Origin of the sequence: Nocardiopsis tropica (assembly GCF_042660575.1) — a bacterium.
Lineage (GTDB): Bacteria > Actinomycetota > Actinomycetes > Streptosporangiales > Streptosporangiaceae > Nocardiopsis > Nocardiopsis tropica.
Genome location: NZ_JBHSUF010000001.1, coordinates 161,321 through 185,041 on the forward strand (window position 1 = coordinate 161,321; position 23,721 = coordinate 185,041).

At 74.5% G+C, this 23,721-nt stretch carries 17 protein-coding genes; 7 read left to right on the plus strand and 10 right to left on the minus strand.

Annotation, left to right across the window (positions count from 1 at the left end; genetic code table 11):
* Window positions 1–43: 43 nt before the first annotated feature.
* Together ACFQBR_RS00695 and ACFQBR_RS00700 are read left to right on the plus strand one after the other, a co-directional pair.
* Window positions 44–2,074: a glycosyltransferase gene (locus tag ACFQBR_RS00695; RefSeq protein WP_344186777.1), complete on the plus strand. Its 2,031-nt coding sequence runs from the start codon at window positions 44–46 to the stop codon at window positions 2,072–2,074.
* The gene (locus ACFQBR_RS00700) at window positions 2,071–3,756 is read left to right on the plus strand and encodes a glycosyltransferase family 2 protein (protein ID WP_352982850.1); all 1,686 of its coding nucleotides are present in this window, start codon (window positions 2,071–2,073) and stop codon (window positions 3,754–3,756) included. The genes ACFQBR_RS00695 and ACFQBR_RS00700 overlap by 4 nt, the downstream gene beginning before the upstream one ends.
* Before the next feature lie 93 nt (window positions 3,757–3,849).
* Here the strand turns inward: ACFQBR_RS00700 and ACFQBR_RS00705 are convergent, their stop codons facing one another.
* From ACFQBR_RS00705 to ACFQBR_RS00720, 4 genes are all read right to left on the minus strand, one after another.
* Window positions 3,850–4,305: a MaoC family dehydratase gene (locus ACFQBR_RS00705; RefSeq protein WP_267946062.1), complete on the minus strand. Its 456-nt coding sequence runs from the start codon at window positions 4,303–4,305 to the stop codon at window positions 3,850–3,852.
* Window positions 4,306–4,464: 159 nt separating this feature from the next.
* Window positions 4,465–5,613 (minus strand): enolase C-terminal domain-like protein, encoded by a 1,149-nt coding sequence (locus ACFQBR_RS00710; RefSeq protein WP_344184400.1) that lies wholly within the window; start codon window positions 5,611–5,613, stop codon window positions 4,465–4,467.
* Between the two features lie 483 nt (window positions 5,614–6,096).
* The gene (gene ald, locus ACFQBR_RS00715; RefSeq protein ID WP_344184399.1) at window positions 6,097–7,218 is read right to left on the minus strand and encodes an alanine dehydrogenase; all 1,122 of its coding nucleotides are present in this window, start codon (window positions 7,216–7,218) and stop codon (window positions 6,097–6,099) included.
* 182 nt (window positions 7,219–7,400) lie between these two features.
* Complete coding sequence (locus ACFQBR_RS00720) at window positions 7,401–8,624, minus strand: amidohydrolase family protein (RefSeq protein ID WP_344184398.1); 1,224 nt, start codon at window positions 8,622–8,624, stop codon at window positions 7,401–7,403.
* Between the two features lie 405 nt (window positions 8,625–9,029).
* Here ACFQBR_RS00720 and ACFQBR_RS00725 point away from each other — a divergent pair, with 405 nt between their 5' ends.
* Window positions 9,030–11,249, plus strand: a complete 2,220-nt coding sequence (locus ACFQBR_RS00725) for a bifunctional copper resistance protein CopD/cytochrome c oxidase assembly protein (RefSeq protein WP_344184397.1) — start codon at window positions 9,030–9,032, stop codon at window positions 11,247–11,249.
* Between the two features lie 169 nt (window positions 11,250–11,418).
* On the opposite strand, the gene ACFQBR_RS00730 is transcribed toward ACFQBR_RS00725, so the two are convergent.
* The 6 genes from ACFQBR_RS00730 to ACFQBR_RS00755 all read right to left on the minus strand — a co-directional run bounded on the left by ACFQBR_RS00730 (window position 11,419) and on the right by ACFQBR_RS00755 (window position 18,525).
* Window positions 11,419–11,847, minus strand: coding sequence for a hypothetical protein (locus ACFQBR_RS00730; protein WP_267946057.1), 429 nt, complete (start codon window positions 11,845–11,847; stop codon window positions 11,419–11,421).
* Window positions 11,848–12,058: 211 nt separating this feature from the next.
* Window positions 12,059–15,094: an AAA family ATPase gene (locus ACFQBR_RS00735; RefSeq protein ID WP_378551719.1), complete on the minus strand. Its 3,036-nt coding sequence runs from the start codon at window positions 15,092–15,094 to the stop codon at window positions 12,059–12,061.
* On the minus strand, window positions 15,094–16,251 hold the full coding sequence (locus ACFQBR_RS00740; RefSeq protein WP_344184395.1) for an exonuclease SbcCD subunit D: 1,158 nt from the start codon (window positions 16,249–16,251) through the stop codon (window positions 15,094–15,096). Before ACFQBR_RS00740 ends, ACFQBR_RS00735 begins: the two co-directional genes overlap by 1 nt.
* Window positions 16,252–16,311: 60 nt before the next feature.
* Window positions 16,312–16,971 (minus strand): O-methyltransferase, encoded by a 660-nt coding sequence (locus ACFQBR_RS00745; protein ID WP_344184394.1) that lies wholly within the window; start codon window positions 16,969–16,971, stop codon window positions 16,312–16,314.
* 162 nt (window positions 16,972–17,133) lie between these two features.
* Window positions 17,134–17,634, minus strand: coding sequence for a beta-class carbonic anhydrase (locus ACFQBR_RS00750; RefSeq protein ID WP_344184393.1), 501 nt, complete (start codon window positions 17,632–17,634; stop codon window positions 17,134–17,136).
* Between the two features lie 177 nt (window positions 17,635–17,811).
* Complete coding sequence (locus ACFQBR_RS00755) at window positions 17,812–18,525, minus strand: metal-dependent hydrolase (protein ID WP_267946053.1); 714 nt, start codon at window positions 18,523–18,525, stop codon at window positions 17,812–17,814.
* 263 nt (window positions 18,526–18,788) lie between these two features.
* On the opposite strand from ACFQBR_RS00755, the gene ACFQBR_RS00760 reads away from it, so the two are divergent.
* Genes ACFQBR_RS00760 through ACFQBR_RS00775 form a run of 4 tightly spaced genes read left to right on the plus strand, consistent with a single transcriptional unit; the run spans window position 18,789 to window position 23,708 of the window.
* Window positions 18,789–20,636 (plus strand): ABC transporter substrate-binding protein, encoded by a 1,848-nt coding sequence (locus ACFQBR_RS00760; RefSeq protein WP_344184392.1) that lies wholly within the window; start codon window positions 18,789–18,791, stop codon window positions 20,634–20,636.
* Window positions 20,633–21,703: an ABC transporter permease gene (locus ACFQBR_RS00765; protein ID WP_267946051.1), complete on the plus strand. Its 1,071-nt coding sequence runs from the start codon at window positions 20,633–20,635 to the stop codon at window positions 21,701–21,703. Before ACFQBR_RS00760 ends, ACFQBR_RS00765 begins: the two co-directional genes overlap by 4 nt.
* Complete coding sequence (locus tag ACFQBR_RS00770; protein ID WP_344184391.1) at window positions 21,700–22,692, plus strand: ABC transporter permease; 993 nt, start codon at window positions 21,700–21,702, stop codon at window positions 22,690–22,692. Before ACFQBR_RS00765 ends, ACFQBR_RS00770 begins: the two co-directional genes overlap by 4 nt.
* A complete protein-coding gene (locus ACFQBR_RS00775; RefSeq protein ID WP_267946049.1) occupies window positions 22,689–23,708 on the plus strand; it encodes an ABC transporter ATP-binding protein in 1,020 nt (339 codons plus the stop codon). Before ACFQBR_RS00770 ends, ACFQBR_RS00775 begins: the two co-directional genes overlap by 4 nt.
* Window positions 23,709–23,721 lie beyond the last annotated feature (13 nt).

Sequence of the window (23,721 nt, forward strand, 5' to 3'; positions counted from 1 at the left end):
GACGGGCTCCCGCCCCGCGCACCCAACTCACCGAGGTCGCCCGATGATCACCTCCGCCATCAGCCAGGCCCTGCGCACACGCGGTGACGAGCGCGCCGTACTGTGCCGGATCGGAGCCGGGGGCGGTGTCCTCGACGAACTCGCCTCCCTGCGGTTGCGGCCCGACGACCTCCTCCTCGACCTGGGGACCCACCCGGTGGGGGAGCCGGTGCTCCCCGGAGGAGGGACCGGCGGGGACGGGGGCCGGCCCGCGGTCGGCCTGGTCGCCGTCGTCGCCGCCAGCCTCACCGACCTGCGCAGGGCCGTGACCCTCGCCGCACACCTGCCCCGGGCCGTCCACCTCCTCGTGGCCGTGGCGAACATCCCCGGCCACCACGGGGGCCTGGCCCCCTCACCGCCCGGCATCGAGGAGTGGAACGACCTTCACGAGCTGCGGGTGCGCAGGGCGGAGAAGGGCGGATGGGTGTGCGAGCTCTTCTTCCCCAGCGGGACCGACGTCGCGCCGGCGCTCGCAGCGGTCTTCCACGGCGGGCGAGGACGCCGGAGGGGCCCCGGGAGCGGGATCCGGGCCGGGCTCCACGGACCGCAGGCGCACCTGTGGAGCCCGGGCGACCCGGAGGCCACGCCGGTCGGTCCGGTGGGGCCGGTTCCGCTGATCCGGGTCACACCCGCCGCCGACCTGGTCCTGCGCACGGAGGAGGGCGCCTCCCTGCCGCTGTGGGAGGACGTGGCCGTCCCCGCGCTGGACCGCTCCACCACCGGGGCTGACTCGTGGGAGTCCCGGGTCGACACCGACGGCCCGGCCGCGGCGCTCAGGGTCCGGGGCCCCGACCCGGTGAGCGCCGTCGCCCCGATCGACGAGCGCCTCGTCAACCCCATGGGTTTCAACAAGAGGACCAAGGGCCCCGTCGCGGACCTGACCGTCGACGGATCGCGCGCCGTCATCCGCACCGACGGAGACGTCCTGGTGACCGTGCCCGCCGACGGCGGCCTCACCGACGTCGACCTGGACCGGATCCGCGACCTGCGCGTCGTCCGGGTGGACTGGTCCGGGCACGCCGGGCCGGCGGCGGCGGTGAGGGCGGTCGCCTCCCTCGCCGCGGGCGGGGTCCCGCTGGTGAGCGGCCCCGTGCCCGCGTGGGCCGCCGGACTCGGACAGCCCCTCACCGACCTCCTCACCTCCGCCGAGGAGGAGGACATGCTCGACGGCCTGGCGCGGGAGGAGCACAGCATCCGGCTGCGCCGCGCCGCGCTGCGCGCCCACGGGCGGCGGACCAGGTGGCGCGCACTGGCCGAGGAGGCGGGCATCCCCGTCGTCCCGGACCCGCTGGTCTCCGTGGTCCTGTGCACCCGGCGCCCCGACCTGGTGGGGTTCGCCCTCGCCCAGGTGGCCCGGCAGCGCCACGTCAGGTTCGAGGTGGTCCTCGCCCTGCACGGGTTCTCCGCCTCCCTGCCCCCGGTGGAGGAGGCCGTACGCGGGTTCTCCGCCCTCGGCCACGCCATCACCGTGCACGAGGCGGACGGGGACAAGGTCTTCGGCGCGGTGATGAACGAGGCGGTGGACCGGGCCTCCGGCACGGTCGTCGCCAAGTGGGACGACGACGACTGGTACGGCCCCGAACACCTCTCCGACCTGATGCTGTCCAGGGCCTACTCCGGGGCCGACGTCGTGGGCATCAGCCAGAACTTCACCTACCTCCAGGAGCTCGACCTGACCGTGTGGCGCAGCTACCGGTCGGAGTTCCCCAACGCCCAGGTGGTCGGCAGCACCATCCTCACCGACCGCGTGGTGCTGGAGGACGTCGGGGGCTTCCGGCCGCTGCCCCGGGCGATCGACAGCCAGTTCCTGCTCGCCGTACGGCAGGCCGGCGGCCGCATCTACCGCACCCACGGTCTCGGATACCTCCTGCGCAGGGCGGGAGCCGGACACACGTGGGAGGTGGACCTGGGCTACTTCCTGCGCAACCACACCAAGCAGTGGTCGGGCTGGCGGCCCAACTCCCTCATGGAGGGGGAAGCGGAGCCGCTCGGCCGGGCCGCCCCGCACACCGAGCACTCGGGGGGACACAGTTGACCACCTCAGACAGCGCCTCCAGCAAGGAGGTACCCGCCGGGCGCGGCGCCGGCGGGCCGGAGGGCCAGGGGACGGCGCCGACCGACCCGGCGCCCGCGGTGCAGCCCAGGCTGTACCGCAACGACTACTCACCGCTCGTGCCGCCGGTTCTGGGGGGGTGGGAGCCGACGCTGTCGGTGTCGGTGGTGGTTCCGGCGCACGGTCATCCGGAGAAGTTGGCGATGGTGCTGGCGTCGTTGTCGGCGCAGAGTTATCCGTCGCGTCTGATGGAGGTGGTCGTGGTGGACGACGGTTCTCCGGAGCCGTTGGAGCTGCCGCGGGTGCGTCCGGAGAACACGCGGCTGCTGGTGTCGGCTCCGGGCGGGTGGGGGTCGGGGCACGCCTTCAACACCGGCGCCGCGGCGTCCGAGGGCGCGGTCGTGCTGCGCCTGGACTCGGACATGCTGGTGTACCGGGAGCACGTCGAGTCGCAGATGCGGTGGCACCACCTCCTCGACTACGCCGTGGTCCTGGGGCACAAGCTGTTCGTGGACTTCGACCCGGAGGCGCTGGACCCGGAGTACGTGGCCGAGCAGGTGCGGGCGGGGCGGGCGGCCGACCTGTTCGACCGGGAGACCGCCGACACGCACTGGATCGAGGAGGTCGTCGAGCGCACCGACGGCCTGCGCACGGCGCACCACGGGGCCTTCAAGGTGTTCGTCGGGGCCACGGGTTCGCTGCACCGCACCCTGTTCGAGGCGGCGGGCGGGATGGACGCCGACCTGATCCTGGGCGGCGACAGCGAGCTGGGGCACCGCCTGGCCCAGCGGGGCGCCGTGTTCGTCCCCGACCCGGACACCAGCAGCTGGCACCTGGGCCGCTCCCAGATGCAGCAGGAGAAGGAGAGGGGCACGCGGTACCGGGGGCCCTACGTCTCCAACCGGGTCCCGGACTTCCACCTGCGCAACAAGCGCCCCGACCGGCAGTGGGAGGTGCCCCGGGTCGACATCGTCCTCGACGTGGCCGAGGCCACCCTGGAGGAGGCGGACACCACCGCCTCCGGCCTGTTGCGGGGCACGACGCCGGACGTGCGGCTGTGGCTGCGCGGTCCGTGGGGCGTGTTGGACGAGGGGCGGCGCTCCCCGCTGGACGACGAGCGGCTGGACCTGCGCCTGGTGAGGGAGACCTTCCGGGGCGATCCCCGGGTGCGCTTCACCGAGGGCGACCCGGAGGAGGACCCGCGGGTGCCCTTCCGCCTCCACGTCCCCGCCGGGGCGGAACCGCGCGACAACGCCGTCGCGAACCTGGTGGCGCTGCTGGACCGGCGGGGCGACGGCCTGTTCTGCGCGCCCCTGCCGGGCGCCACGCGGGCGGGGGACGGGGTGCTGCGCCTGGAGCGCACGTCCGCGTTCGCCCGCGCCCGCCACCTGGAGCCCGAGGCGGAGCCGAAGGAGCTGGACCAGCTGGTCGAGGAGCTGTTCGGCGTCCAGTGGGCGTCCGCGCAGGCCTTCGTGGTGGCGGACGGGGCCGGTCCCGCGGACGAGGAGCGGGCGGAGGACTCCGCCGAGGCGCTCCGCCACCAGCTGAACCAGGCGCGTGCCGAGGCGCAGAGGCTCCGCAGGCGCGCGGAGCGGGCCGAGCGCAAACTGCGCTGGTTCACCCCCGGCCTGGGGCGCCGCATCCTGCGCAGGATCGCCCGCTGAGGGCGGGCCGCCGCGCACCGCGACGGACGCGCCCCGGGCACCGTGCCCCGGGGCGCGTCCGGTCCGGACCCCGGGAGCCCGGGGCCCGCGCGGTCAGGGCACCCAGAGGCCGAGGGACTCGGCGACGAGCGCGGGGCGCTCGGAGCCCTCGATCTCCACGGTGTGCCGGGTGCAGACCAGGTAGCCCTTGGGCGTCTCTTTGACGGAGACGATCTCCACGCCGTCGCGGACGCGGGAGCCGGACGCGACGGGCTGGAGGAACCGCACCTTGTTCAGCCCGTAGTTGACGGACATGCTCGGCTTCTCGGTGACCGAGATGATCGACTGGGAGAAGTGGGCCAGCAACGACAGGGTCAGGAACCCGTGCGCGATGGTGGTGCCGAAGGGGCCGTCGGCCGCCCTCTCCTGGTCGACGTGGATCCACTGGTGGTCCTCGGTCGCGTCGGCGAAGAGGGAGATCCGGTCCTGGCCGATGGTCACCCAGTCGGTGTGGCCCAGGTGCTCGCCCTCGGCTGAGAGCACCTCGTTGATGTCGGCGAATACGCGCACCGCGCCTCCACTGTCACGTCGGGTCCGGGGGTCGGGGCCGGACGGTGCCGCAACTCTACCTAACGGCGTTCGGTTATAGGTGCGCGCCCTCCGCCGCAGCGCCCCGCCGCGTGCGGAGCGGCGCTGCGGGGACCGCGGGCACGCCCGCCCGGCGCGGGGTCAGCGGCGTCGGCCGCGGGCCTCGCGCGCGGCGCGGACCTCGCGCGGCCCGTCCGCGTCCACCACCAGGGACCGCGCGGTCCGGTCGGCCACCGCGGCCCGGTCCACCCCGTGTCCCAGCCCGCTCTCCGCCAAGGGGATCGGCACCACACCGTCATGGGCGCGCACCGGCGGCACCACCAGGTCGCGGCTGCGGTTCCCGGCGCCGGGCATCTCCACGGGGAGGGCCGCCCCGGTCAGGGACGCCAGCGCGACCACGGCCGCACGGCCGATCCCGGTCGCCGCCGACGAGCCGCACCACACCTGCCAGCCCGCGTCCACGGCGCGGTCCACCGCGCGCCGGGCGGACGTCAGCCCGCCCAACCGGGTCGGGTCCACGTTGACGGCCCCGCCCGCCTCGGCGCGGATCGCGTCGTCCAGGTCCTCCACCGACGACAGCCCCCGGCCCAGGGCGACAGGGGTGCGCAGCTCCGAGGCCAGGCGCGCGTGGGCGGCCAGGTCGCCCGGAGCGAAGGGGTCCTCGACGGCCAGGAGGCCCAGCCCGTCCATGGCGCGCAGCGAGTCCAGGTCGGCGGGCGACTCCGTGTAGCGGCCTCCGCAGTCCACCTGGAGGACCAGGAACGGGAAACTGGTCTGCACGGCCCGGACCACGTCGGCGTCCCACCCCGGCTCCACCTCCAGCCTGATGCGCCGGAAACCCGAACCGACCTGCCGGTTCACCTCCGTGACCACCGACTCCAGGGTGACCTGGCGGGCCAGGGTCACCCCCGCGGTGAGCGCGGTGCGCTCACCGCCGAGGGCGTGCGACAGCGGAGTCCCGCGCTGTCGGCTCCACAGGTCCCAGCAGGCGGTGTCCAGGGCGTTCGCCACAGCGGGATCCCGCGGGAGGTCGGCCCAGGCGTCGCCCGCCTCGGTGGGGCGCCTCCACGTGTGCCGGAGCAGGGCCGGGGCGAACCCGGCGGTCAGGGCCTCCCACTGGGCCCCGGTGGCGGCGGGGAGCTCTCCCCAGCCGCCGACCCCCTCGCCGTCGGCCACTCTGACGAGGACGGGGCCGTCGGTGTCGGCGCTCCGCCCGCCGGGCGCGGGCCGCAGTCGGATCAGCTCGAGTTCGACGATCCGTGTCGCGGTCGCCGAGCCGGTGTGTGCCACGCTGTCCCCACCTCGGTGTTCGTCCTCCCGCAGGTCGTCCGTCCCAGGCGGGCGGACGCGGGCCTTCCTCCCGACCGTACCCGCGCCCGACCTGCCCGACCACCCCGAACCGCGTGGTCCTTCCCATCGGCCGGGCCCGGTCGGGGACCCGCCCCGGTCCCCGGAACGCGGTGCGCGCCCGCGCCGTCCACAGGCGGACGGACGGCCTGGCGCCGCGGCGGGTTCCCGGGTTTCCTTGGATACAGGGGGTCCCCGGGGGCCGCCGACACCGGTGTGCGCTCCCCGCGGCGGCGCCCCGGGGACGGGCGCCTGCCGTCCCCGCCCCGCGTACGGGTCCGCTCCCGTCTCCGCGCTCGCCCGCCGTCCCACATACGGGTCCGCCCCCGCTCCCGTTCCCGTCCCCGCGCACGGGTCCGGGCCGCCCCCGGCCGGACGGGCTCGGACGGGGACGGCCCGGAAGGGCGCGGGGAGGGGCGAGAGCGCTCAGCCGGCGGCGAGGACCTCGTCCAGCCTCCGGTGCTTGAGGCCGTGCGCCTCCGCGACCGGCGCGTACACCACCTCGCCGCCGAAGGTGTTGAGCCCCCCGGCGAGCGCGTCGTCCTCGCGCAGGGCCCGGCGCCAGCCCTTGTCCGCCAGCGCCGCCGCGTACCGCAGGGTGTCCTTGGTCAGCGCGTGGGTGGAGGTGTTGGGCACCGCGCCCGGCATGTTCGCCACGCAGTAGAACACCGTGTCGTGCACCCGGAACGTCGGGTCGTCGTGCGTGGTCGGCCGGGAGTCCTCGAAGCAGCCGCCCTGGTCGATCGCGATGTCCACCAGCACCGCCCCGGGCCGCATCCGCGACACCAGCTCGTTGGACACCAGCTTGGGCGCCCGGGCGCCCGGCACCAGCACCGCGCCGATCACCATGTCGGACTCCAGGACGGAGTGCTCCAGCTCGAACGCGTTAGAGACCACGGTCCTGATCCGGCCCCGGTACAGCGCGTCCACGTGGCGCAGCCTGTTCACGTTCAGGTCCAGCACGGTGACGTCGGCGCCCATGCCCACCGCGATCTGCGCCGCGTTGAGGCCGGAGACGCCCCCGCCGATCACGGTCACCCGCGCCGGTCGCACGCCCGGGACGCCGCCCATCAGGACCCCGCGGCCGCCGTTGGGCCGCTGGAGCGTCACCGCCCCCATCTGGGGTGCCAGCCGCCCCGCCACCTCGGACATCGGGGCCAGCAGCGGCAGGGTTCCGTCCGGCAGCTGCACGGTCTCGTACGCGATGCCCGTCACCCCCCGCTCCAGCAGGGCCTCGGTGCATTCCCGGGACGCGGCCAGGTGGAGGTAGGTGAAGAGGACCTGCCCCTCGCGCATCCGGTGGTACTCCTCCCGGACCGGCTCCTTGACCTTCAGGACGAGGTCGCCCGCCGCCCACACCTCGTCGGCGGTGTCCAGGATGCGGGCCCCCGCCGCGGAGTACTCCTCGTCGGAGATGGAGGAGCCCAGGCCGGCGCCGCGTTCGACGACCACCTCGTGGCCCCGGCCGGCCAGCTCGTGGACTCCCGCGGGAGTGATGGCCACCCGGTACTCGTGGTTCTTGATCTCACGGGGCACGCCGATGCGCACGGTTCCTCCACTGGTATCTCCGTTGATAGCCCCACTGTGAACTGCGAAGGCGTTCCGGCGCTATCGCCAACATGCATGTCTCTCGGCGTTCTTGTTGACACCGTGTAAGGGCGGTGTGTGGGGTGTGACACGAGGGTGCGCCGGTGCCGTCCAGGACCCGCGGCGGCCTCCCCGGGGGAGGGCTACCGGTCGTCCCCGGTCGCCGCCTCGCGTCCCGACACCCACACCCGCCCTACCCGGCCGGTCAGCTCCCTACCCGCGTACGGGCTCGGGTCGGCCGGGGGGACCGCCACCCCGCGGGCGTGGTCGAAGGCGACCAGGTCCGCGTCGAACCCCGCCGCGATCCGACCCTTGCCGTCCAGCCCCAGCAGTTCCGCCGGGGCCCGCGACGTCCAGCGGGCCAGGTCCGCCAGGCCCAGCCCGCGCCGGTGCGCCGCCGTCCACAGCGCCGACAGGCTCCACTCCAGCGTGTACAGGCCGTGGGAGGGCAGGTGCCCCGAACCGATCGTGGAGATCGCCGAGCCCTGCGAGAGCAGGGCGCTCCACAGCGCCCTGCGGTTGGCGTCGGAGCGCAGCGGTGGACGGCAGCCGTGCGCGGGCGAGGACGGGGCCAGCCCCTCCGCGGGCAGGCAGAGGTAGTGCGGGCAGGTGTGCGCCGTCATCGCCACGCCGATCGACTCCGCCGCCGCCAGCAGGGCCGCGCAGTCCGCCGCCGTGAACGGGCACACGTGCGTGCGCGCCCCCACCACGCGCGCCGCCGCGATCACCCGCTCCATCCCCCGGCGCTCCGCCCGGGGCGGCCGCTGCTCCGCGGACACCGGCGGGGACCCCAGCTCGCGGGCGTCCTCGGTGTGCACGAGCAGCACCGCGTCCGACGCGGTGAGCTCGGCCATCGTCTTGCGCAGCAGGGCGTCGCTCATCGCCGCCATGTCCGGGGACCCCCCGTCCGACAGGGAGCAGTGGAACGCCACCGCGCCCGCCGCCTGGAGGTCGGCCAGGTCCAGCGGACTGGTGCCGCTCGTCACCCCTCCCAGGAAGCGCACGGACACCGCGGAGCCCGCGGCCGCCAGCTGGTGGGCGTGCAGCGCCTCGGCGCACGTGATCGCCGGGCGCGCGGGCGCCGGGGCGGCGACCACACAGGTCACACCGCCCCTCAGCGCCGCCTGTCCCACCAGGCGGTAGGACTCGGCCAGCCCCCGGCCCGGCACGTGTACGCCGGTGCCGATGTCCACGGCCCCGGGCAGCAGGGCCACGTCACCGAGATCGGTCACCTGCCGCGCGCGCAGGCGCGCACCGTGGTCCGCGACGGCCTCGATGCGGCCGTCGCGGACGGCGACGGAGGCGGGCACGACCCCCTCGGGGGTGACCACCCGCCTGGAGCGGACCACACTGTCGAACTCGGTCATCGCCGTCTCCTTCGTACGCTCGCGACGAGAGAGTGCTGCTGGGACACGGGATCCGCGGGGGGATCGTGGGAGCGGGGGACGAACGCGAGGAGGAGTGAGACCGTCGTCACGACTGGTTCACGAGCGTAGCGCGAAGAGCCCGGCCGGAAGGGGAGAACCCGACAACAGGGGCCCGCGCGCAGCGGGGGCCGGCCCGGGGGCGGCGCCCCGCGGCGCGGGAGGGCCGCACGGTCGCGGGGGCCGTCCGGGCGAACCCCAGTCCGACGCCGTGTAGTAGACCGTTTAACCTTGGGCGAGGTGCTCCTCCGTGCACAGCCCCTGCCGGAGCCGACCGTGCGGCGGCGAGGCGGCCACAACCGAGGGCTCCGACCAGCCAACCGAACGACATCGACGACGGAGTGCCGCGTGGCTCCACTCGCACACAATGCGACATCCTCCTCCCCGGAGCACCATGACGACGCTCCGGGCACAGGGCGGGTGCCCCTGTTCGCCGTGGCCGCCGCGGTCCTGGGACTCACGGGGCTGAGCCTCACCCTGGTCCTCGGCGGCGCAGCCTTCCCCGAGGTCATCCCGGGCCTCCCCGACGCGGGCGAGGCCGTGCGGTGGGGCATGCCGCTGGCCAAGGTCGCCATGGACGGCTCGGCCGTGGTCGCGATCGGGCTCCTCCTGCTCGCCGCGGTCCTGCTGCCCTCGCGCCAGGGCAGGCTCACCCCGCAGGCGGCCTCCTACGTGCGCGGAGCCACCTGGGCGGCCCTCGTCTGGGCCGTCGCGGCCGTGGCCACCCTCTACTTCCAGGCCTCCGAGTTCCTGGCCAGGACCATCGGCCAGGTCAGCGTCGACGAGGTCACCGCGTACGCCGGGGCGGTCTCGGGCGGCATCGCGCTCATGTTCGTCATCCTGCTGACGACCGGCATCGCCCTCTTCGGCCGCACGGCGACCACGGCGACCGGGGGCCTGTGGCTCCTGGTCCTCGCCCTGGTCGCCACCACGCCGCCCGCCCTGACCGGCCACTCCGCCTCCTCCGGCGCCCATGAACTCGCCGTGACCGGGCTCGCCATGCACGTCGTCTCCATCAGCGTGTGGGTGGGCGGGCTGGCGGCCGTCACCTACCACGCGGTGCGCCGGGACGCCCAGGAGCCGGCGGTCGCCGCCCACCGGTTCAGCCGCCTGGCCCTGTGGGCCTACATCGGTGTCGCCGTCAGCGGCGCGGCCAGCGCCCTGGCCCGGCTCTCCTCACCGGCCGAGCTCGTCACCACCGAGTACGGGCTGATCATCCTGGTGAAGATCATCCTGTTCGGCGTCCTGGGGGCGTTCGGGTACATGCACCGCGAGTTCGCCCTCAAGGGGGCCGGCGGCCCGGAGTTCCGGCGCGGCTCGTTCCTGCGCATCGCCCTGGTCGAGGTGCTCGTCATGGCCACCGTCATCGGTGTCTCCGTCGGCCTGGGGCGCACCGCCCCGCCCCCGCCGCTGGAGGGCACCGTCGACCCCGCCGCCGCCATCCTCGGCTTCCCCGTCCCGCCGCCCATGAGCGTGCAGACGCTGCTCACCCTGTGGCGTCCGGACCTGTTCTTCATCATGCTCGTGGTCGTCGCCGGAGGACTGTACGCGGCGGGGGTGACCCGGCTGCTGCGCCGCGGCGACACCTGGCCCGTCGGGCGCACGGTCGCGTTCGGGGCGGGTCTGCTGTCGATCGTCGTCATCCAGCTCAGCGGTTTCGCGACCTACGCGATGGTGCTGTTCTCGACGCACATGATCCAGCACATGACCCTGTCGATGCTCACCCCGATCCTGCTGGTGCTGGGAGCGCCCGTCACGCTCGCGCTGCGCGCGCTCAAGCCCGCCCGGCAGCGCGGGGACCGGGGGCCGCGCGAGTGGCTGAACCTGTTCCTGAACAGCCGCTTCTCCAAGGTGGTGACACACCCCGCGGTGGCGGCGCCGCTGTTCGTGTTCAGCCCCTACGCCCTGTACTTCACCCCGCTCTTCCCGACCCTGATGAACGACCACCTCGGTCACCTGTTCATGGGCGCGCACTTCCTCGTCACCGGTTTCCTCTTCTACTGGGTCATCGTGGGCGTCGACCCGGCGCCGAGGAAGATGCCCTACCTGCTGCGCATCCTGCTCCTGCTGCTCGCGATGGGTTTCCACGCCTTCTTCGGCATCTCGATCATGATGCAGTCGGCCCCGATGGCCATGGACTTCTACAGCCAGTTCGACGTGCCGTGGCTGGACGGCCTGGCCGAGGACCAGTACGCGGGCGGCGGGGTCGCCTGGGCGCTCGGGGAGATCCCCACGCTCCTGGTGATGCTCACGCTCGTGGTCCAGTGGTCCCGCGACGACGAGAAGCAGGAGCGCCGCAGGGAGCGCCACAGCCGCCGCGGGGGCTCGGACGACGCCGACATGGACGACTACAACGCCTACCTGGCCGAACTGGACCGCCGCTCGCGCGGCCCGGCCTCCCCGGGGACCGCGACGGCGCACGCCGACGAGCCGGACGCCGCCGGTTCCGACCACCCCGCCGACCGGACGGAGCGGGACGGGCGGGACGGGAAGGACGAACGGGGGGCACAGGAGTCCGCCGGAGAAGGCGCCGCGGACGACGACCCGGCCGCCGCGAACGGCCGCTGACCCGATCGGAGGCGGGGGCGCACCACCCGGTGCGCCCCCGCCGTCGTGTCCGGGGGCGTGACGGGCGGGTCCGCGGTCGGCCAGGGGAGCCCCGTCGCGGGGCCGGGCCCGGACGACGGGTGCCCCGCGCCGACGGGCGCGGGGCACGGGGTGCGGGGAGGGGCGGGGCTCAGACGACGAGGGCGGCCACGGCCGCGCCCAGCAGTCCCAGCGCCAGGCAGATCAGGAGGCCCGCGGCCAGGACCGGCGGTGACGGCCGCAGCGACGCGAGGGCGGTCTCGCCCGTGGCGGCGGCCCGGCGGCGCGCCACCACCGGCAGCATCGCCACGTTCACCGCGTACACGACGGCCACCACACAGGTGGCCGTGGCGAACGCCACCCAGAAACCGGAGCCCGAGGACAGCGTGTTGGCGGCGGTGAGCGTCGGCAGCGCCACCAGCAGCACCACGGAGGCGGCCCCGAACGCCACCCGTACCCGGGGCGAGGCCCCGCGAGCGCTCCCCGAGACCACGAGGAGCAGACCGATGAGGGCCGCCATCATGATGGCGCCCACGATTCCGAACACAGCGATGTCCACCAGCGAATTCACGCTGGTCATTGTCGCACCGCCGCGCGGGTGCGCCGACCCGGGGTGGGTGCGGGGCCCGTCCCGCCGAGGGGTGCGCGTGGACGGAGCGCCCCGGGCGCGGCCGGGCGGCGTGCGCGCGGGGCTCGGCCCCCGCCCCGCACCCGGCCGCCGGAACGGGCGTCCTCCGCCAGGGGACGGAACCGGGTCCGCCCCCGTCCGGGAAGCGGCCCCGGACGCCCGGTCAGCCGGTGTGCTCCACCCGCGAGCCGGAGGGCCCCTTGACCACCTTCAACCGGGTGGTGACCCGGTGCTTGAGGTCGGCGACGTGGCTGACCACGCCCACGGCCCGCCCGCCGTCCCTCAGGCGGTCCAGCACGTCCAACACCTCCTCCAGGGTGTCCTCGTCGAGGGTGCCGAAGCCCTCGTCCACGAACAGGGTGTCGATGTCGGCGCCGCCCGCCTCGGCGGCGGCCACGTCGCCCAGCCCCAGCGCCAGGGCCAGTGAGCTGAAGAACGTCTCGCCGCCCGACAGGGTGGCCGGGTCGCGCTCCACCCCCGTCCACGCGTCGACCACCCGCATGCCCAGGCCGCCCGCCGACCGCGCACGGCCGTCCCCCGCGGCCTTGTCCACCGTGTAGCGGAGTTCGTACCGGCCGTCCGACATCGTCAGCAGCCTGCCGTTGGCCGCCGCCACCACCTGCTCCAGGCGGGCGGCCAGCACGTACGCGGACAGGCGGACGTTGTCGGTGTTGTCCCCGGAGGTGCCCGCGGCCAGGCCGCGGAGGCCCTCGGCCACCGCGTAGCGGCGCAGGACCGGTTCGCTGCCCTCCATCCGGCTCCGCAGCTCCCGGCGGAGGGCGGACAGGCGCCGGGCCCGCTCCTCCAGCATGCTCCGCCAGGCGACCGCGCGGTCGGCCGCGGCGGAGGCCCGCTCGGCCCCGGCGGTCAGCGCGGCGATGTCGGGGGCCGGGCCGTCGGCGGCGAGGAGCTCCGGATCGGCCAGCGCGGCCCGGGCCGCGGCCAGCTCGTCGTCGAAGGCGCGGGCGCGCTCGCGCAGGGCGCGCCGCTGCGGCTCGTCCACGGCCGCCTCCCACACCCCGGCCTCGTCGGCGAAGCGGGCCTCGGCCCGGTACCGCTCGGCCTCGGCGACGGCGGACCGGTACTCCTCGGCTGCGCCGTCGCGGGTGTTCGCGGCCTCGGCGGCGGCGCGCAGCAGGTCGGCCTCCCCGGACAGCCTGGTGATCCGCTCCTCCAGCCCCGGATCGCCCCCGCGCGCCGCGTCGAGCAGGGCTGTCAGCCTCCCGTGCTCCCGGGCCGCGCTCTCCAGCTCGGTCCCGGCCTCCGCCTCCAGCCGGGTCAGCTCCCCCTCCCGGGCGCGGATCCGCTCCACCTCGGCCTCGAGCTGTTCGAGCGCCTCCTCCACCCGGCGGACCTCGCCGGCGGCGGCGCGGGCGTCGGCCAGCTCCCTCGCGCGTTCCCCGACCTCGTCCCGGGCGGACTCCGGGGTGAGGCCCTCGGCGCGTTCGAGCGCCGCGGCCCGGCGCTCGCCCAACGCCACCACGTCGCTCTCGGCCGCGGTGCGGCGGGAGGCGGCGTCGTCCGCCGCGGCCTGCGCCACACGCTCCTCCTCCGCGGTGACCAGGTCCCCGTCCGAGGGGAGGGCGGGACGCGGGTGCTCCGCCGACCCGCACACCGGGCACGGGGCCCCCTCGGCCAGGCCCGACGCCAGCTCGGCGGCCATGTGGGTGATCCGCCGCTCACGCAGCGCGAGGGCCCGCTCGCGTGCGGCCTGCGCGGCGTCCACGGCGCGGCGGCACCGGGCCTCGGCCTCCTCCAGCTCGCGGCCGAGCCGTTCGTACGCGGCGGCCGCCTCCCGGCGGCGCTCAGCGGCGGCCAGGGCGGTTCCGGCGGACTCCACCTGCCCGGCCAGGTCGCGGACCCGGCGCAGTTCGCCCGTCAGGGACTCGACCCGGGGAGGCAGGGAGAGGGCCCGCTCGCGCAGGCGCGCCGACTCCTCGCGGGTGCGGTCCAGGCGCGCGGTGAGCTCGTCGACGGAGCGGCCCAGGGCGCGGCGCCGCCCGGCGTCCCCGCGGAGGTGCTCGAGGCGGGCCAGTTCGGCGCGGCGCTCCTGCTCGGCGGCGCGCAGCGCCTCCTGGGGCCGGAGCGGTTCCGTGCCGGGGGCGTCCGGGCCGGCGGCCTCCGGCACGGACGGCGGTGAGGACACGGCCCGGCCGATCCCGGGGAGCCCGGCGACCAGGGACAGGTGGTCGGCGACGGCCAGTTCGGCCTTGTCCAGGTCGGTGCGTCGGCTGTCGCGGGCGCGCAGGAAGGGCAGCACCGACTCGGCGCGCTCGGCGGCGTCGAGCCGGGCGTCGAGCCCGGCCCGCCGGTCGGCGTGCCCGGCGAGCCGGGCAGCCCGGTCCCGGGCGGCGGCCAACCGCTCCTGACGGGCGCGGAGCTCCCGCCCGTCGGCCAGGGCGCGCAGGGCGGCGTCGCGCGCGGCGGTGAACTCGGCGGCCACGGGGACGGCGTCCAGCGCGGTGGCGCCGGTGACGGCGGCCAGTTCGGCGGCCCACGCCGTCAGCTCCTCGGGCAGTTCGGGCGCGGTGGACCGGCCGACCTCGGCGATCCGCCCCGCGACCGAGCGCACCTCGTCGCCGGCGGACTCCACCTCGTGGCGCAGCTTGTTGGCGTGCCCCTTGAACCACTCCTCGACGTCGCGGAACACGCGGGTGTTGAAGATCCGCTCCAGGGAGTCGCGCCGCTCGTCCGACTTGGCGCGCAGGAACCGTGCGAAGTCGCCCTGGGGGAGCATGGCGACCTGGCAGAACTGGTCGAGGGTGAGCCCGACCAGGTCGCCGACGAACTGGCCAGCCTCGTCGGGACGGGTGGTGACGTCCGTCCAGCGGCCGCCGGAGTGCTCCAGGACCACGACCTTGGCGTTCTCGACCCTGGTGCCGGTGCCGCGCTTCTTGGGCCGTTCCCAGCGGGGGCTGCGCTCGATGCGGACGCGGCGCCCCCCGACGGTGAACTCCAGGGTGACCAGGGGGCGCCGGTCCGGCGGGGCGTGGTCGCTCCGGGGGGAGCGGTCCCTGCCCCGGGCGCCGGGGACGCTGCCGTACAGGGCGAAGCACACCGCGTCCAGCACGGAGGTCTTGCCCGCGCCGGTGGGGCCGTGGACGAGGAAGAGGCCGCCCGCGCCGAGCCGGTCGAAGTCCACCTCCTCGGTGCCCGCGAACGGGCCGAACGCCTGGAGGGTGAGGGTGTGCAGGCGCATCAGCGCATCCCCTCCTGGAGACGGACCTGCTCGACGGCGGTGTTCACGAGGGCCTGCTCCTCGGGGGTGGCGGGGGTGCCCCGGGCCCACTCCACGAAGTCGGCGACCACCTCGCGCTCACTGCGGTCGGCGACGGAGGCGGCGACCGGGCGCGTGTCGGGGGTGCCGCCCTCGGGGGCGAACTCCAGGACCAGGGTGTGGGGGAAGCGCTCGCGCAGCCGGTCCATCGGGTGGGCCGGGCGGCGCGGGTCGGTGAGGGTGACCTGGAGCCAGTGGCCGGTGTACCCCTCCCATTCGGGCCGGGTGAGCAGATCCTCGATCCTGCCCCGGATCCGGGCCAGCGGCCGGGGGACGGGCGCCTCCGCGAACTCGGCGCCCGCCAGGCCGCCGGCGTCCAGGTCCACCACCCAGTAGCCCTTGACGTGGTGCTCCTCGGAGAAGGAGTAGGCGAGGGGGCTGCCCGGGTAGCGCACCGAGGGGGTGATGGTCTGCCTCCCGTGCAGGTGGCCGAGCGCGACGTAGTCCACCCCCGAGTAGACCGACGCCGGGACGTTGGAGGCGCCCCCGACGGAGATGTCGCGCTCGCTGTCGGAGGGCTCGCCGCCGGTGACGAAGGCGTGCGAGAGCACCACCGAGCGGGTCCCGGGGCGCTCCGCGAGGTCGGCCCGGACGAGGTCCATGGCGTGGCCCACGGCCGCCGCGTGCCCGCGCTCGGGCAGGTCCCAGTGGTGGCGTGCGACCTCCGGCTCCAGGTAGGGGATGCCGTAGAAGGCGACGGGGCCGTGCTCGTCCTCGATCAGGACGGGGGTCCCCACGCCGTCCAGGGAACTGCGCAGGTGGACGCCGGAGGCGTCGATGAGACCGGTGGCGAACGACATCCGCGCGAGGGAGTCGTGGTTGCCGCTGATGAGGACGGCGCGGGCGCCGGTGGCGCGGATGCGGCCGAGCGCCCGGTCGAAGAGGCGGACGGCGTCGACCGGCGGCAGCGCGCGGTCGTAGAGGTCGCCGGCCACGACCACCACGTCGATCCCGCGTTCGCGGATGGTGCCGACGAGGTGGTCGAGGAAGGCGGACTGGGCGTCGATGAGGTTCTCCCGGTGGAAGGAGCGGCCCAGGTGCCAGTCCGATGTGTGCAGCAGGCGCATGGGACTGGACATTACCGAAGGTGCGCGCGATCCGCCGGGGCCCTGCCGCCCGCAGGGGCGGCGGGGGGCGTGTCAGTTCCTGCGCGCGAGCGTGAGCCCGTCCCCGACGGGCAGCAGCACCTGGGTGACGCGGTCGTCGGCGACCAGGCGGTCGTTGAAGTCGCGGATGCCCTGGACGTGGGCGGACGTGTTGTCGTGGTCCACGACGCGTCCGTGGGAGAGCGTGTTGTCGGCCAGGACCAGGCCGCCCGGACGCAGCCGGGGGACCAGCTCCTCCCAGTAGGCGACGTAGCCCTCCTTGTCGGCGTCCAGGAAGGCCAGGTCGAAGAGGGGCTCGCGGGGGAGGGCGCGCAGGGAGTCCAGCGCGGGTCCGAGCGTGAGCGTGATCCTGTCGGCGACCCCGGCGCGCTCCCAGTAGCGGCGGGCCACGGACGTCCACTCGTCGCTGATGTCGAGGGCCAGCAGGGTGCCGTCGTCGGGGAGGCCGCGGGCGAGGCAGATCGAGGAGTAGCCGGTGAAGGTGCCGACCTCCACGACGTCCCGAGCCCCGCAGATCCGGGTGAGGAGTGTGGTGAACGCCCCCTGCTCGGGGCCGATCTGCATGCCCTTGTGCGAGGGGAAGAGCTCCGCCGTCTCCTCGGCGAGGTCGGCGAGGACGTCGTCGACGGGCTCGCTGTGGGCGACGACGTAGGCGTGGAGTTCCGGGCCGAGACCCTCTGTGGTTCGTGTCACGGAGGCCAGCCTAGGCCAGGGGAGCCGCGCGGCCCAGTACCCGCCCGCGCCTGTGGACGCCGCCCCGCGTCCGGCGGGCGGGGCCGGGGGAGGGACGCGACCGTCCGGCGCGCGGCCCCGGCGGGCGGGGCCGCGCGTACCGGCCCCGCCCGCCAGCGGAGGTCACCCCGGTCGGCGGACCTCACGGAGCTCGCCGGTCACGACGTCGTACACGAAGCCCCGCACCCGGTCGGTGCAGGGGATGAACGGATCGACCTCGATGCGCCGGATCGACTGGAGCACGTCGGTGTCCAGGTCGGTGAAGGCCTCGGCGGCCCAGTCCGGCCTGATGCCCACCTCGTCCTGGATCTGCTGCTTGAAGTCGTCGTCGGTGAAGCCCGCCATGCCGCAGTCCGTGTGGTGGACGAGCACGATCTCCCGCGTGCCGAGGAGCCGTTGGCTGATCGCCAGGCTCCGACGCACGTCGGAGGTCACGGCCCCGCCCCCGTTGCGGATCACGTGGGCGTCCCCCTCGGACAGGCCGAGGACCCTGTAGACGTCGAGCCGGGCGTCCATGCAGGCGACGACGGCGAGGCCCAGTGCGGGGGGCGAGGCGTGGTCGCCCTGGGGGAGGCCCCGGGCGCGGGCGCGGGCGTTGGCGAGCAGCTGGTCGGTGGCGCTCATGGCAGACCTTCCGGGTCCGGGCACCGGCGCGGTGCCGAGGAGGACACGCAGCGTGTCGGCCAGGAGCATAATCCGTGAGCGGTCGCCGGGGCCGGAGAACGGGAAAACCCGTCCCGGGGGCGATCGCCCCCGGGACGGGTCCGGGCCCGGGCGGCCGGGACGGGCCCGGCGCCCTGTCTAGTACTCGGGGAGGATGGCGGGCCAGTCGAAGAGGTAGACCGAGCCCACGATGACGCCCACCGTCAGCAGCGGGGTCACCACCTTCTGCTCGACGGGGCCGTCGGTGACGAACCCCTTGCCCTGGCCGATGCGCTTCTTCCACAGGGGCCAGAAGATCGGCACGCCCATCTTGGTGACCATGTCGCCGAAGAAGTGCAGGATCACGCCGAACGCCACGGCCAGGCCCAGCCAGGTGTAGTTGACGCCCGCGGTGAACAGGGCCAGGGTGATCCCCGCCGTCGCCAGGGCGTTGATGACCCCGGACGCGACCCGGTTCTTGTCCAGGCCGAAACCCAGTCCCTGGAGCGCGATGCCGATGAGCAGGAACACGAAGACCTGGACGGCCATCTCGGACCACAGCGCCAGCAGCTGGACGATCACGCCCATGAGGATCGCGAAGAAGAACGAGTGCGTCCCCATGCGGTGACCGCCGAAGAGGAACCCGAGCATGCCGCCCAGGACCTCGGTGACCTTGCCGTAGGTCTTGGTCACCGTGGCGCTCTTGTGGTCGAGGTCGGGCAGCAGGGCCGCCCCCGCGCACACGAGAGAACCGGCGATGATCTCTCCCGGGCCGAGTTCGAAACTGAGCCCGAGGAATTCTGCGCCTTGGACCAGCGGAACGACCGCCATCCAGCCGACCACGCCACTCAGTGCGTGCGAGTGCCCCATCATGGCGGGAACCGTAGCGGAGTATCACAAGCACCGCGAATCAGGAGTAATTGCGGTCCGGCCCATTCTTCACCCGGCGCACCTGAAACCCCGCTGCGCCGGAGTCCGGCCGCGAATGTATTTCGATGTCACGGCGCTCCTCGGAGGTCATTGACGTTAATCCACGTCCGTTGGTAGACAACCAACAACCCCCGGGTGGCGTGACACCGACCCGGCACCGTCGACCTCCCCGCGCCACCGACCCCACGAACCCGACAGGGGCAGACATGTACTCCCATCGCCCTCCCCCCACCCCCTCCCCGCGCCTCCCGTTGCGAGTGACGACCACGGGTGCGGCACTGCTCCTCGTCGGGGCCGCCGCGGTCGCCCCGGCCGCCGCGGAGCCGGCCGACGAGGCGAACACGCTCACCGTCGCCATCTCCCAGCAGGTCGACTCCTTCAACCCCTTCACCGCCCAGCTGGCCGTCACCACCAACATCCTCGACCACGTCTACGACTCCCTGGTCACGGTCGACGCCGTGACCAACGAGCCTGCGCCGGCCCTGGCCGAGGAGTGGGAGACCAGTGAGGACGGCCTCACCTGGACCTTCCACCTGCGCGACGGCGTCACCTTCAGCGACGGCGAACCCCTCACCGCCGACGACGTCGCGTGGACCTTCACCACCATCATGGAGAACGAGTCCGCGGCGATCGCCAACGGCAACTACGTGTCGGGCTTCGACACGGTCACGGCCGAGGACGACCACACGGTGGTGATCGAGCTGGAGGAGCCCCAGGCGACGATGACATCCCTCAACGTGCCGATCGTGCCGCGCCACGTCTGGGAACCCGTCCTGGAGGAGCAGGGCGACGACTTCGCCGACTACACCGGTGAGGACCTGCCCGCCGTCGGCAGCGGCCCCTTCGTCCTCACCGAGCACCACCGCGGCGAGCACATCGCCCTGGAGGCCAACCCCGACCACTGGCGCGGGGCCCCGGGCTTCTCCGACCTGGTCTTCCGGTACTACTCCGAGAAGGACGCCGCCGTCGAGGCCCTGCGCAGCGGCGAGGTCTCCCTCGTCTACGAGCTGACCGAGGCCCAGGCCAACTCCCTGGACGGCGCCGACGACATCGCCGTCAACTTCGCCGCCGGCAAGCGGTTCCAGGCCTTCACCGTCAACCCCGGCGCCCGCACCCAGGACGGGGAGGAGTTCGGCGACGGGCACCCCGCGCTGGCCGACGCCACCCTGCGCCGGGCCATCGTCAGAGCCATCGACAACGAGGAGATCGTCGAGAAGGCGCACGGCGGCCGCGCCACCGCCGCCGGGGGCTACATCCCGGCCCGCTACAGCGACTACCACTGGTCGCCCGAGGGCGACGAGGCCACGCTCTCCTTCGACCCGGAGGCCGCCAACGCGATGCTCGACGAGGCGGGCTACGAGAGGGGCGAGGACGGCGTGCGGGTCTCGCCCGACGGCGACCGCCTCGAACTGCGCATGCACGTCCACCAGGACCGGCCGGACAACGTCAACGCCGGACTGGTCATCGTCGAGCGCCTCGCCGACATCGGCATCGAGGTCGAGAACCTCACGGTCGACCCGGGCGTCCTCAGCGACGCCCTCTTCGCGGCCGAGTACGACCTCATCTTCACCGGGTGGACGGTCAACCCCGACCCCGACTACGTGTTCAGCATCCACACCTGCGACGCGCTCCCCGAGGAGCCGGGCAGCATGCAGGGCGACGCCTACTTCTGCGACGAGGAGTACGACGAGCTCTACCGGGCCCAGCTCGCCGAGTACGACCGCACCGCCCGCGCGGAGATCATCCACGACCTCCAGCGGGTGCTCTACGAGGAGGCCGTCGTGAACGTGCTGGCCTACCCGGACATCCGGGAGGCGTACCGCACCGACCAGATCACCGACATGCAGATCCAGCCGGACCCCGGGGGCAACATCTGGGGCCAGGACGGCTACTGGGCCTTCTGGTCCGCCCAGCCGGTCGCCTCGGACGAGGACGGCCCCTCCGGGCCCTCGACCGGGGTCTGGATCGGCATCGGGGCGGCCGTGCTGGTGCTCCTGGCCGCGGGCGGGTTCGTCCTGTTCCGCCGACGCGCCACCGTGGAGGACCGCGAGTGACCAGCGACCCCGTCACCCCGGGAGCCCCGGCCGGGGCGGAGGCGCCCGGCGCCCCCGCCCCGGCGGGCCCCGCCGGGCCAGGCCGCGCGGGCAGGATCGCGCGCTACGTCGCCGGACGCCTGGCGACCGCAGCGTTCTCGCTCCTGGCCGTGGTCGTGGCCGGGTTCTTCCTCTTCCGCATCCTGCCCGGCGACCCGGTCCGCGCCATGACCGAGGGCCGCGAGGTCACGGCGGAGCAGCGCGAGGAGCTCCGCCGCCAGTTCGGGCTCGACCAGCCCCTCTGGCAGCAGTTCCTCGACTACCTGACGGGCCTGCTACGCCTCGACCTCGGCACGTCCTTCCAGTTCCGCGAGCCGGTCACCGAGCTCATCCTCGAACGCCTCGGGCCCACGGTCCTGCTCGCGGGGACCGGCACGGTCATCGCCGCGCTCCTCGGCCTCCTCCTCGGCGTCCGGGCCGGGTGGAGGCCCGGCGGCCGGTCCGACCGGGCCAACAGCGCCGTCGCCCTGTTCTTCTGGTCGGTGCCCACGTTCTGGCTCGGACTGCTGCTCATCGTGGCGCTCGCCTCGGGGCGCGGGTTCATGCCCGGCCTGTTCCCCACCGGCGGCATGGTGGACCCCGCGGCGACGGGCCCCGTGGAGACCGCTCTGAGCACGGCCTGGCACATGGTGCTGCCCATCACCACCATGGTCGCCGTGATCTACGCCCAGTACCTCATGATCATGCGCTCCTCCCTCATGGACGAGAGGGGCGCCGACTACCTCACCACGGCGCGGGCCAAGGGACTGCGGGACGCCCTCGTGCGCCGCAGGCACGCGGTCCCCAACGCCCTCCTGCCCACGGTGACCCTGATCTTCCTCAACCTCGGCCAGGTCGTGTCCGGAGTGATCCTCGTGGAGACGGTGTTCTCCTGGCCCGGACTCGGCCAGCTCTTCTACTCCGGCCTGCGCGTCCCCGACCTCGGCCTCGTCCAGGGCCTGTTCGTGGTCTTCGCGGCCTCGGTGATCCTCATGAACCTCCTCGCCGACCTGGTCTACCCGCTGCTCGACCCCAGGGTGCGCCCATGAGCGCGGACACCGAGGAACACGGCGCCGACGCACCGGGCGGAGACGCCGGCGGGGCGAACGGCGCGGGCGGCGCACCCGTGTCGCCCCGGGCCCTGGCACGCCGCCGCCGCGCGGAGGCCCTGCGCCGGTTCGCCCGCGAGTACACCCGCAACCGTGCCGGGCTGGTGGGCCTCCTCGCCCTCTCGGCCATCGTCCTCCTGGCGCTGTCCGCACCCCTGCTGGTGGACCAGGCCGAGCTGACGGTTACCGGCGCCCCCGGAGCCGCCTACGAACCTCCCAGCGCCGAGTTCCCCCTGGGCACCGACAACTTCGGCCGGTCCGTCCTCGACCTCATCATCTGGGGTTCCCGTGTCTCCCTCACGGTGGGCTTCCTGGCCACGGTCGTCTCCGTGGTCCTGGGCACGCTGGTCGGGGTGACCGCCGGGCACTTCGGCGCGTCCGGGGGCCCGGCCGGACGGGTCGTGTCGTCCGTGCTCATGCGGGTCACCGACTGGTTCCTGGTGCTGCCCACCCTGGTCCTGGCCGTGGCGCTGGCCGCGGTGCTGCCGCGCGGCACCGGCACCATCATCGTCGCCATCGGCCTCACCGTCTGGCCCGCGACGGCCCGCCTGGTGCGGGCGCAGACCCTGGCGGTGGAGGCGCGACCCTTCGTGGAGCGCGCCCGCGCCCTGGGCGGGGGGCACACCCACGTCATGGCCTGGCACGTGCTGCCCAACGTGATGCCGGTGGTGCTCGCCCAGACCACCCTCCTCGTGGCCACGTCGATCATCGCCGAGTCCACGCTGGCGTTCCTGGGGGTGGGGGACCCCACCACCATCTCCTGGGGCGGCATCCTGGAGGCCGCCCGCACCGCGGGGGCCATCAGCTCCGGGATCTGGTGGTACATGATCCCGCCGGGCCTGGCCATCGCGGCCGTCGCCCTCTCCTTCACCCTGTGCGGACGCGCTCTGGAGTCCGTCATCAACCCCCGACTCCGGGAGCAGCGTTGACCTCCCTCCTCGACGTCCGAGAACTGCACGTCACCTACCGAGCCGGGCACGGCGAGGTCCCGGCCGTCCGGGGCGTCGACCTGTCCCTCGACCCCGGGGGCACCCTGGGGCTGGCGGGGGAGTCGGGGAGCGGCAAGTCGACCGTCGCCCTGGCGCTGCTGCGCCTGCTGCCCGAGAGCGCCCGCATCGGGGGTCAGGTCCTGCTGGAGGGGGAGAACGTCCTCGACATGCGGTGGGGCCGACTGCGCGCGGTCCGCTGGGTGGGCGCGGCGATCGTCTTCCAGGGCGCCATGCACTCCCTCAACCCGGTCAAGCGGATCGGTGACCAGATCGCGGAGCCCATGGCGATCCACGGCACCGTGCCGGCGAACCGGATCCCCGGGCGCGTGGCCGAGCTCCTGGGACAGGTGGGCCTCCCGGCCTCCCGCACCCGCGACTACCCCCACCAGCTGTCCGGCGGACAGCGCCAGCGGGTCATGATCGCGATGGCCCTGGCCTGCGAGCCCCGCCTGGTCATCGCGGACGAGGCCACCACCGCCCTGGACGTGATGATCCAGGCGCAGATCCTCGCCCTGCTCAAGCGCCTGGTCGCCGAACAGGGCATCGGCATGCTGATGATCAGCCACGACCTGTCCGTCCTGGCGGCCACCTGCGACCGGGTCGCGGTGATGTACGCGGGCCGCGTCGTGGAGCAGGGCCCCGCCCGCGAGGTCGTGCACGAACCCGCCCACCCCTACGCGAGCGCCCTCAGCGCGGCCTTCCCCCGCATCGGCGACCCGGCCTCGCGCCTGGCGCCCCGGGGCCTGCCGGGGGACCCGCCGGATCCGGCCGACCCCCCTCCGGGCTGCGTCTTCCGACCCCGCTGCGCGGTGGCCGAGACGGTCTGCGCCACGGTCGACCCGCCCCTGTGGCCGGTGGACCCCGACCCCGCCGGGAACTCCGCGCGCCATGCGGCGTGCGTGCACGTGGGCCCCGCGAGACCCCTGACGACCGCCCGGGACGGGGGCACCCCGTGATCCCGACCGCCGC